We start from the raw sequence: 9,252 nt of genomic DNA, 5'->3' as shown, positions 1-9,252 counted from the left end.
CTGCTTAACCGGCCGGGCTTGTCCCGCAGGCTCGACCACCATGTTACGGTCTTCAATGACTGTTAGCTGGTTAGCCTGATTCACCTCGTTGGTCCGACTGGCCTGCTCGCCACATCCTGCCGTCAGCACCGTCAGTGCCAAGATTGCTGCCCGCGCCGTCATAGTCGCACTCCCACCATCGCCAATCAGAAGAGGATGCAGCGCGCCTGTTGACGACGCAATGGCAGGTATCCTCAGCACGAGCAGCTATCCTGCCGTGCATAAAGTACCCCTTTTGCAACCTCACTCGTCAGGGCGACCGAACAGCCGGCCAAAGAACCCCCGCTTGGATTCCGTTGGGCCTGGTCCTGCCAGCAAACCGATCACTCGGGCCTGTGCCTCCCGGCGTTCGTCCTCGGATTTATCTAGCCGTTGCCGTAGATCATCAACCACGCCATCGCGATCACGAAGCTGTTCACGCAACAGTTCAACTTCCCGGAGCAACCCTCCTGTTTCCATTAGGGTTTCCCTGTTTCCAGCAGGGGTATCAAGGTGGGCTGTTTCAACGGTTTCCGACTGTTTCGGGGGAAACACCCGAAACAGCTCGGATGTGTCGATTAGGTAGCCGTTATCGGTTTTCTCGGCATAGCTAAGACGCCCCGATTTAAGGGCTTTTGAGACGGTTCCCTTGCTGACCCCGGCCAGCTCGGCACCCTTCGTCATCGACACCGTAGCCATAGGTTTATCCCGTGTTTCCAACCGGGAACCATGACCGGTTGCCGTAGGGTATCGTGCAACCCTGGCAGAGACAAGGATCAGGGTTTCGCCCACTTCTCCGCGCAACCCTTTACCCATGTGGTCCAATCATCGCGAAGAGCGTCACCCCGGAGTTGCCGTCGCCGGTCGGATCGGACCCGAGCGTATTGATCCGCCAGCCGTTGAATCGCATGGCCTCCGCCGTTGGCGAGGCCGATCGCATAGAGGTCTGGCGTCCGATATTCCGACACCTGATCGTCGGCAGGCCACCGCAGTATGTCCGAAACCGAGAGACTGGCAGCGGTAGCAGCGATGATCGCCGCAGGATCAACGACCGTTTCTACGGTGCCTTCGCGCCGTGCGCGTCGGCCGGCGCGGTGACGCTCGTTTTCTTCCTCTGCCGCTACGACAGCGATCGGAGCTTTGCGGCGGAATGTGATCGCTACTTCGGTGACCTTGCGGCCCCTTCGCTTTGCGACCTCCCAGGCGACCGAGAATTGAGGAACGAGCTGATTTATCTCGGCCGTCGCCGCATCGAGGACGAAGCGGCGCAGATCGGCAAAGGACCCATAGGTGCCTTCAGGAACGCCGAGTTTGGACCGTAGCGTGGCGACGTCCCCCCGCCAGATCGGCACGTCGCGGCGATAGAGCAACGCTCCGAGCTGGTAGAGTTCGAGGGCATATTTGCTATCGAACGCCAGGACTGTTGCCCGGTGCAGCAGGGCATAGGCTTCGCTGTCTTTCAGAAGATCGCGGGCGCGGCGAGTGAACCGGTAGATCAGCCACCCCTGCTCTCCCCCCTCAAATGTCTCCTCGATCATCTGGAACGTGCGCCGCCCTTGGTCGCCTTCGACCTGATCGGGCATCGCAAAAAAGATACCCATCAGCTCGTCGATCGTATCGGTAAGGCGATCATTGGAATTGTGGGAGCCGCGCAGCATGCGCTTGGCGATCCGATGTTCTTGGTCGCGCCATGCGTCGCCAGCGGCCTGATGCATCATCAGGGCGAGAATCTTGCGAGCCGAGAGAGTAAGCGAAGCACCGCGCGCGTAGCGGACCTCGACCAGTTCGCGCGGTTGCACGATCGTGTCGGAACCCCGCTCCTTCTCGATCCGCGCAACTTCCATCGTGCGCCCAGGCTTATCGTTGGCTGCCCCGCTCATGGCAGCACAATCGTTCGATGCGATAACGCGGTCAAGTATCATGAGATGAGCGCGGCTAGCTCCTCACTTCATGCACCCCATCCCTCACGATACCCCACCCCATTCCTCATGATACCCCACCCCAAAACTCATGATGCCCCACCCCATTCCTCATAATAGGCTGGAATCGGCCTTTTGAATCAGTGGGATGCGACCCCCCTGAATCATAGAATCTAGAATCATGAATCATCGCGCGCGAAACGGAGAAGATTTAGATGGAATCGGCCTTCGGCCGATGCGCCGATGATGCGTGCCGGCTGCGCCGTCACAGAGGCGACCTATCGGCCGCTAGCTTGGCGAGGAAGGAATTAGGACGAGGGCGGTCCGCGATCATTCGCGGGTCGTCACGCGGCGAGGGGGTTTGCCGTTGCCATCGTGGACAACGACCGCGGATACGCCCGAGGCGGCAATGCGATCGATCAGACGATCGGCATCCTCGTACTGGTTGCTTGGCCAGTCGCGGGCGACGTGGACGCGACCGTCGCCGATTTCGAGCGTCAGGTGCGAAATCGAAGGATCGATGTCGAGCAGCCGCGCCATGTCGGCTTGGGTTTCGAGCGTGATGTGCGGGAGATCATCGCCGGTCATGATAAGCTGCCAGGTGCGGGTGCGATCATCGAAGCTCACGGCCTGTACCATCCTGTGGTCGGCGCGGCGTAGCAAACGCGCTGACCGTCCTGTTTGGTTTTGCTCCATCCCTTGCCCGAGCAGTTGGCGATGAGGGGGATGGTGGAAGTGCTGGTCTGGTCGAGCTGCCGGGCGAGTTTGCCGTTGACGGTGTTCGCCCAGCTGGCCGCAGCTACCTCGTCGCGGGCGCGGGCATAGCCCGATGCTTCACCGGCCCCGTTCCCGAGGTGATAGCCGTAACCCAGCGCAGCAGGCACCAGCAGGGCGAAGCCGGCGAGCGCACCGTTCCACCACCTGTCCCACCGGCGCCGGCGCAACTCATGGGCGCGGCGATCGGCGGCATCGGCGGCAAGACGATCGTTCAGGGCGGCGTGCGCGACCGTATCAGCATCGATCCGACGCCGCAGGGTCTCTCCCGCCCCGGCAAGGCCATCTGCAGCCCCATGGCGCGCTCCGGCCTCCGCACGGGCCGCCAGAACCGCAGGATCGACCAGGCGGGCCGCTATGGCCTTGTCGCGGGCTTCCTCTTCCTCCGTGCGCTGTGCGTCCCTGGCGGCCGCATCGGCGAGGCTGGCGCGCACGTCGGTCACTAGGTCGCGCAGGGTGCCGAAACCGACCAGGATGCGCTGGATGTTGGTATCAAGGTGGGAGAAGAAGCTGTGTGCCTGGGCGGCGTCGGCGGCACCGCGTGCCCGACCGGCAGCAGAGGGCGGGGGATCGGCGGGCATGTCGAACTCGGCCGGGTCAAACTTGCCGGCCGGGGGATCGGACCGGTCCTCGCCACGGCCCCTCACCCTTCCGCGTCCCTGATCGTTGAGCTGGCGCGCCTGTTCGAGCAGACGGCGGGGATCGTCATCGCGGTCGCGGTCCATCAGCGGTCCTCCCCGGGCAGCGTCCACCCGTCGAACGGTTTCCTGTCCTGATCGCGGCTGATGCGGTGGGTCAGCTCGGTGACGATGCCGGCGAACCGTTGATCCTTGGTGGCGGCATCGAGGAGCAGGCCACCCAGGATGATCTTGCGGCGGGTATCGAGGCGACGGCCTTCGGTGGCGATCCGGGCGTTGAGCGCATCGAGGCGAGCCTTGGCCTGGGCAAGACGCTTCTTCGCCAGTTCGACAGACTCGGGAGTGGGGGCAGCCATACCTTCTCCGCGTCAAAGCACGATCACCAAACCAGCATAGCGCAAACCGACAAACGAAGCCACCCGAGTCGACAATAGGAGACAAGGGCGCACTTTAGCATTACTGCGTAATGCGTGCGGCAGGGACACCCTGCACCCATGTCGCAAGCGACAGCGGGGCCTCTGCCCCACACCCGACCAGCGTCATGCCGCTGGACTACGTTTGAGAAGGCGCACGCAGACGATGGCGATCTACCATCTGGCGGTAAAATCGGTGTCGCGCTCGACCGGGCGTAGCGCGGTCGCGGCGGTTGCGTATCGTGCCGGCGTCTGTCTCGAGAACGAGCGCGACGGCCTGGTGCACGACTACACGCGGCGGAGCGGTGTCGAGGACACGTTCATCGTCACGCCGGAAGGCGCGGAGTGGGCGCAGGATCGATCGGCCCTGTGGAACGCGGCGGAGGCGGCAGAGAAGCGCAAGGACGCCAAGGTGGCGCGAGAGTATGAGCTGGCGCTACCGGCTGAGCTGGATGCCGGCCAACGCCGCGACCTGGTTCGTGCTTTTGCAGAGGATATCTGCGACCGCTACGGAGTGGCAGTCGATGCCGCGATCCATGCTCCCCATGATTATGGCGACGATCGGAACCACCACGCGCACGTCATGACGACGACGCGGATGGTGGACGCGGAGGGGCTGGGGGCGAAGACGCGCCAGCTCGACGTGCGATCGTCGGCGTCGATTGAGGTGGAGGAGATCCGGGCGAGCTGGGCGGCGCAGGTGAATGACGCGCTGGAACTCGCCCAGGTGGCTGAGCGGGTCGATCATCGCAGTTATGCGCGCCAGGGCGTAGAGATGGAGCCGACCGTGAAGATGGGCCACGCCTCGGCCGCGATCGAGCGGCGCGCCGAGCGCGAGCAGATCGCGGCCGGCGAGGAGCCGCACGCCGTCACCCCGCGCGGACAGATGAACGAGGCGATCCAGGAAGCGCGAGGGTTGGGGGTCTATATCGAGCGCGGCCGGGAATGGCTGCACGAGATGGGCGACCGGCTGCGGGAGCGGGCCGAGCTGGTGGCGCATAGCATGGCGAGCCTGGTGCAGGGCGCGGCGCGAACGATGCGGACGGGGTTGCAGACCAGTACCGGCGACGGGTTCGACGCGCTGCCGGCGCTCGACCACTCACCCCGGCGCGAGCAGATGCCGGGAATCGAGATGGATCAGCCGGGGCAGGCCGAGATCGATAGGCAGCGACAGCAGGAACGAGAACGACAGCGTGGACTCGACGGGCCGGATATCGGCTTCGGACGGTAGGACCTGGCGAGAATCATTTAAGCAGCATGTAAGGTAATGCTTGACATTTGTAAGGAAATGCCTTACAATGTGTCTATGATTAAGACATACACTAGCAAGGCGCTTGAAGCCTTCGCCACCCAGGGAGATGGCTCAAAACTTCCCGTCCAAAACCACAAAAAAGTCAGCCGCCTCCTGTCGACGCTGAATGCTGCCACAAAACCCGAGGACATGAACCTTCCAGGCTTTCGGTTTCACGGACTGAACACAAAGCCCAAACGCTACGCCGTTGATGCCAGCGGCAATTACCGGATCACATGGGCTTGGGACGACGGCAATGCGATCGACGTGAATATCGAGGACTACCACTAGGAGGCTCATGCCTTGGATTAAAATCTGTCAGTTATTGGTTGACATGTAAGGCGTTAGTTTACACATAGGTCTTACACAGAAACACATGACAATCCGGGATTGGCCCGGACAGGAGATAGATGATGAACCAGCTCGTATCCGGACTTGCCCCGATGCATCCCGGTGAGCTGCTGCGCGAGGACATTCTACCCGCGCTTAACAGGCCCAAGGCAGAGATCGCCAGGCTGATCGAGGTATCGCGGCAGACCCTCTACGATATCCTTGCCGAGAAGCAGGATATCACTCCGACCATGGCGCTCCGGGTCGGCAAGCTCACTGGCACCACGCCGGAGATGTGGGTGAACATGCAGCGCAACTATGACTTGCGCGTGCAGTCCGTGAAGGATGCCGACATACTTGCGCGTATTCCTACGCTTGAAGCTGCTTAGCCGCTAGACATAGGAAACTATGCTCAGCCTGGCTGAAAGCTCCAACGCTTTAATATCATTCCGTTGCTTCGCCGAACGAAGGATATTGAAGAAACGACCGCTCCTACAGCGCAGCTGTAGTCAAAAAGCTCGGTTGGATTATCGAACGTAGGTTTAGAATAGGTTGTCCAGCAAGCTGTTAGTTTGCCATTTTTTAGCGGGGCAAAATTCCCATTAACAATCATATCCACGTCGTTAGCAACAGAACGGGCTTCCGGACCGCTGACCGAAATTGACATTTGATATTGACCGACTGGTTCAGTAGGCGCGGGATTGGGTTGTGACACGATTTCTACTGAACTATTCGCAGAAGCGTTCAGAATGACGAGGTTTTCTTCTTTTAATTTAATGATCTGGACGTTCGTTCGTGCGCCATAGGCGTTCGTTCCTGCATAGTTTTCGGATGTATCGCGCCGCTCATCTATTTTTAGGAACGATGCGCCACCAGTTTCGTCGCGACCGCTCCGGAGCGACGCCTGCAAGCCGAGCACGCCGTCCGCATAGGTATAATAGGCCGAACCCTTCGGTCGACCTGCGCCCGTGGTTTCGCCATTTCCGACAGGAAACACTATGCGGAAAGGCTTGCCTGCCATGGACTGATCAACGGTCGGTGTGGCGAACTTATCGACATAGCTTGTTATCTTGTCGGAATGGGCAGCCCGCACAAGACGTTGGAAATCCGACAAAGGCTTCGTGACTGCTCGGCGTTTCTGTGCGTCCACGGCGCTCGTAAGCGCGCCTGCTGCCGACAGGGCGATCACTATCCATCTGACTTGTGAGTTCATTGTATCCCCCTCTTGCGCCAGGACAGCGGCGCAAAGCGGCCATCCGTTAGCCCTGTGGCTGCCATCCGTGTTACTCCGTGAGGATGGAGTCCAGCGCCCAAGATCACATAACGGAGTCCGACGCTCGCGCTTTTGAGGCGGAATTCCGAACCAGGGGTTATTTAGCGTCCGCTAGCACCCTCATCACCAATCACATTCGGAAGTCCTTCCCTGATACCTTCAAGCTTGCCGAGGAAATGAACGGCCTAGCTCAAAGATTCTACACTGAGCAGACAGAGCTACTTAAAGGACGAAGCTCACACGATCCGCTTTGTGTTGCTATACAGATTGTGCCACGTGCTCTTTCGTCATTTCAAGGCGCTATTATTTTAGCGGAAAGGGGAATGAATACTGAGGCTTTAACGTTGGTAAGATCGATCTATGAATGCGGTTTCTGGATTGGATACTTGCACGAATCTCCAGACGCCGCGAGAGATGACTTTTTCGCGGATACGATCAAGAATGAAATTAAAGTCCGGGAAATTGTAAAAGGATTACCGTTCATTGAGGCGGAGCCTGCTGCGAGCTACGTCCTTGAGATTGACCAGCTTAGAGTCGAAGCGAAGAAGTATACCAGGCGGCCACCAGATATTAAAACAGTGTCAGATAATTCCGGGTTCGGTGATCGATACGCAGAGTACCGTAGGTTATGCGGCATGGCCGCTCATACATCTTTGACTTCAATAATGCAGTATATTTCCTTTGAGCAGGATGGGACGTTCAAAGGTCATGTGATCGGTCCGAATGAAACGGAAGTGCCGAACACGCTTGGTTTTGCATTGGGAGCGATGATGATCGTGATTGAGGCTTTCCGGCGAGCGACACGATGCGCGGATTTCGACGACGAATTTGGCCGGTCGATGGATCGCTATGTTCAACTCATGGGTGCAGAATTTCGAAAATAGCGGAACTGGGCTTTGTTCTGGTCTGGTCCACCCAAAGGCCATCATCCGTTCTCCACCATTTTGCTACATTGGTGATGCAAAAATCATGAGTTTTGTATCACCAGGAAAGTCGTGGAAATTCGAGCACTTCCATGATGCATAAATCCGATGCACAATCCGAGCATGATTTACGGCTATGCGCGTGTCTCATCCAACGGACAGGACCTGGCGCAGCAGCTCGCCCAACTCGACGCGGCCGGCTGTACGAAGGTCTACCGGGAGAAGGCCAGCGCCGCGACAGCCGAGCGGCCCCAACTCAAGCGTGCGATCGGCGCGCTCGATGCCGGCGACGTGTTGATGGTGACGTCCACCGATCGCCTTGCCCGCAACACGCGTGACCTGCTGAACATCCTCTACGCGGTGAAGGAGGCTGGTGCCGGCTTCCGTTCGATCGCAGAGCCAATGGTGGATACCACCTCGCAGTTTGCCGAGGTCATCATTGCCGTGCTGGGGGTCGCAGCAAGCTATGAGAGCCATCGTGTTACCGAGCGCACCGCGGCCGGCAGGGTCCAGGCAAAGGCCCGCGGCGTGAAGTTCGGACGACGTGCAGCCCTCACCCCTCACCAACAGACCGAAGCTCTACAGCGGCTCGCAGCTGGCGATACGCAGCGCACCGTTGCAGCCCTATTGGGAGTCAGTCAGGCGACAATATCGCGACTTCAACAGAGGAAGGACTGAATAGCAGCCTATTCCTCTCATTTGGCATACATGATATAAGCGAATTCCCGTCGTGCTGACGGCAACTTCCTCGAAAGGAACCCTATGACGAACAGTCAAATGCGTGAAGCTATTCTTCTGGCCCTGAAAAGCGGTGACCCCTTTCCGGGATTTGCGGCAAAAGACTTATTTCCAGAATTGATTGTGTCCCCAGAGATAGCGGAACACTTTGGAGAATGCGTATACCAGCTACGACGTGACGGCCTCATTAGGGCTACAGACAATGATGGAGACCCAGAAGATCCGTCATTTATGGACGTAGAGCTGACCTTAACAGGGAGGGCTATGGTTGAGGCACTAAGTCGTCGGTAGGCGTAGCGGTGTAGGTGCAGGCGTCTACGCACAACTCTTCGACGATACGCGCCTGCTGCTCACGAAACTCCGCCAGAGAGACAGATGCACCTGATCGGGCCTTCGAGTGGAGGTGATCTATCAGTTCGTCGCAATCAGTCATTTATGCGATAGGCTAACGGATCGCCTGCGTTTCGATCGCAATCCGTTGCAGGCTAAATATTGACCACCTGATCATCCTTAGAGCCATCCGAGAACGTCGTTGTGACATGCACCGCACCGTCTAGAAGCTCGAAGGCTGTTGTCGAGCCTCGCCCGGACCACTCGCCGGGACCGGTCCCAGGACCGGCTTCGTCGATCATTCTTGTCCGAACCAAGTTGTTTTCGACTATGCAATCGTAGGCGAACGCCTTGCCGTCATCGCGTACGTATGAAAGCCGAACCACATCGTCTTTGGCGGAAGCTTTCATATCGGTTGGCGAGCGCCCAACGGCGGATCCGTGTGCGGCGCGGCAGACGCGGACGAGATCAGCTTTCGACAGCTTGGCCTGCTTAACCGGCCGGGCTTGTCCCGCAGGCTCGACCACCATGTTACGGTCTTCAATGACTGTTAGCTGGTTAGCCTGATTCACCTCGTTGGTCCGACTGGCCTGCTCGCCACATCC

12 protein-coding genes are annotated in these 9,252 nt (G+C 59.1%); 5 read left to right on the top strand and 7 right to left on the bottom strand.

All coding sequences use genetic code 11. The features are described from left to right. Positions 1-282 precede the first annotated feature (282 nt). The 5 genes from U1708_RS20155 to U1708_RS20135 all read right to left on the bottom strand — a co-directional run bounded on the left by U1708_RS20155 (position 283) and on the right by U1708_RS20135 (position 3,705). Positions 283-702, bottom strand: a complete 420-nt coding sequence (locus tag U1708_RS20155; protein ID WP_332748057.1) for a DNA-binding protein — start codon at positions 700-702, stop codon at positions 283-285. A gap of 92 nt (positions 703-794) precedes the next feature. After that, positions 795-1,898, bottom strand: a complete 1,104-nt coding sequence (locus U1708_RS20150; RefSeq protein WP_332748055.1) for a replication initiation protein — start codon at positions 1,896-1,898, stop codon at positions 795-797. A 369-nt stretch (positions 1,899-2,267) separates the two neighbouring features. Then, positions 2,268-2,564, bottom strand: coding sequence for a hypothetical protein (locus U1708_RS20145; RefSeq protein WP_332748054.1), 297 nt, complete (start codon positions 2,562-2,564; stop codon positions 2,268-2,270). Beyond that, positions 2,561-3,436: a hypothetical protein gene (locus U1708_RS20140; RefSeq protein WP_332748052.1), complete on the bottom strand. Its 876-nt coding sequence runs from the start codon at positions 3,434-3,436 to the stop codon at positions 2,561-2,563. Before U1708_RS20140 ends, U1708_RS20145 begins: the two co-directional genes overlap by 4 nt. After that, positions 3,436-3,705, bottom strand: coding sequence for a mobilization protein (locus tag U1708_RS20135; protein ID WP_332748051.1), 270 nt, complete (start codon positions 3,703-3,705; stop codon positions 3,436-3,438). Before U1708_RS20135 ends, U1708_RS20140 begins: the two co-directional genes overlap by 1 nt. Before the next feature lie 223 nt (positions 3,706-3,928). Between U1708_RS20135 and mobQ the strand changes: the two genes are divergently transcribed. The 3 genes from mobQ (at position 3,929) to U1708_RS20120 (ending at position 5,772) form a co-directional block, all read left to right on the top strand. After that, complete coding sequence (gene mobQ, locus U1708_RS20130; RefSeq protein ID WP_332748049.1) at positions 3,929-4,993, top strand: MobQ family relaxase; 1,065 nt, start codon at positions 3,929-3,931, stop codon at positions 4,991-4,993. A 75-nt stretch (positions 4,994-5,068) separates the two neighbouring features. Next, on the top strand, positions 5,069-5,344 hold the full coding sequence (locus U1708_RS20125; protein ID WP_332748048.1) for a type II toxin-antitoxin system RelE/ParE family toxin: 276 nt from the start codon (positions 5,069-5,071) through the stop codon (positions 5,342-5,344). 122 nt (positions 5,345-5,466) lie between these two features. Continuing rightward, a complete protein-coding gene (locus U1708_RS20120; protein ID WP_332748047.1) occupies positions 5,467-5,772 on the top strand; it encodes a HigA family addiction module antitoxin in 306 nt (101 codons plus the stop codon). A gap of 23 nt (positions 5,773-5,795) precedes the next feature. Here the strand turns inward: U1708_RS20120 and U1708_RS20115 are convergent, their stop codons facing one another. Next, positions 5,796-6,596: a hypothetical protein gene (locus U1708_RS20115; RefSeq protein WP_332748046.1), complete on the bottom strand. Its 801-nt coding sequence runs from the start codon at positions 6,594-6,596 to the stop codon at positions 5,796-5,798. 236 nt (positions 6,597-6,832) lie between these two features. On the opposite strand from U1708_RS20115, the gene U1708_RS20110 reads away from it, so the two are divergent. Together U1708_RS20110 and U1708_RS20105 are read left to right on the top strand one after the other, a co-directional pair. Next, positions 6,833-7,540: a DUF5677 domain-containing protein gene (locus U1708_RS20110; RefSeq protein ID WP_332748044.1), complete on the top strand. Its 708-nt coding sequence runs from the start codon at positions 6,833-6,835 to the stop codon at positions 7,538-7,540. A gap of 162 nt (positions 7,541-7,702) precedes the next feature. After that, positions 7,703-8,257 carry a recombinase family protein gene (locus U1708_RS20105; RefSeq protein WP_332748042.1) on the top strand — a complete coding sequence of 185 codons (555 nt, stop codon included), beginning with the start codon at positions 7,703-7,705 and terminating at the stop codon, positions 8,255-8,257. A gap of 545 nt (positions 8,258-8,802) precedes the next feature. On the opposite strand, the gene U1708_RS20100 is transcribed toward U1708_RS20105, so the two are convergent. Next, positions 8,803-9,252, bottom strand: a 450-nt coding sequence (locus U1708_RS20100) for a hypothetical protein (RefSeq protein ID WP_332748040.1), incomplete at its 5' end; no start/stop codon positions are given.

The sequence above is a fragment of the Sphingomonas arabinosi genome (genome assembly GCF_036663715.1).
Lineage (GTDB): Bacteria > Pseudomonadota > Alphaproteobacteria > Sphingomonadales > Sphingomonadaceae > Sphingomonas.
This window is presented reverse-complemented; position numbering and strand designations above follow the sequence as displayed.

Coding starts and splice junctions, on each gene's coding strand:
- U1708_RS20155 (WP_332748057.1), bottom strand. CDS start 702: ATGACGAAGGGTGCCGAGCTGGCCGGGGTCAGCAAGGGAACCGTCTCA.
- U1708_RS20150 (WP_332748055.1), bottom strand. CDS start 1,898: ATGAGCGGGGCAGCCAACGATAAGCCTGGGCGCACGATGGAAGTTGCG.
- U1708_RS20140 (WP_332748052.1), bottom strand. CDS start 3,436: ATGGACCGCGACCGCGATGACGATCCCCGCCGTCTGCTCGAACAGGCG.
- U1708_RS20135 (WP_332748051.1), bottom strand. CDS start 3,705: ATGGCTGCCCCCACTCCCGAGTCTGTCGAACTGGCGAAGAAGCGTCTT.
- mobQ (WP_332748049.1), top strand. CDS start 3,929: ATGGCGATCTACCATCTGGCGGTAAAATCGGTGTCGCGCTCGACCGGG.
- U1708_RS20125 (WP_332748048.1), top strand. CDS start 5,069: ATGATTAAGACATACACTAGCAAGGCGCTTGAAGCCTTCGCCACCCAG.
- U1708_RS20120 (WP_332748047.1), top strand. CDS start 5,467: ATGAACCAGCTCGTATCCGGACTTGCCCCGATGCATCCCGGTGAGCTG.
- U1708_RS20115 (WP_332748046.1), bottom strand. CDS start 6,596: ATGAACTCACAAGTCAGATGGATAGTGATCGCCCTGTCGGCAGCAGGC.
- U1708_RS20110 (WP_332748044.1), top strand. CDS start 6,833: ATGAACGGCCTAGCTCAAAGATTCTACACTGAGCAGACAGAGCTACTT.
- U1708_RS20105 (WP_332748042.1), top strand. CDS start 7,703: ATGATTTACGGCTATGCGCGTGTCTCATCCAACGGACAGGACCTGGCG.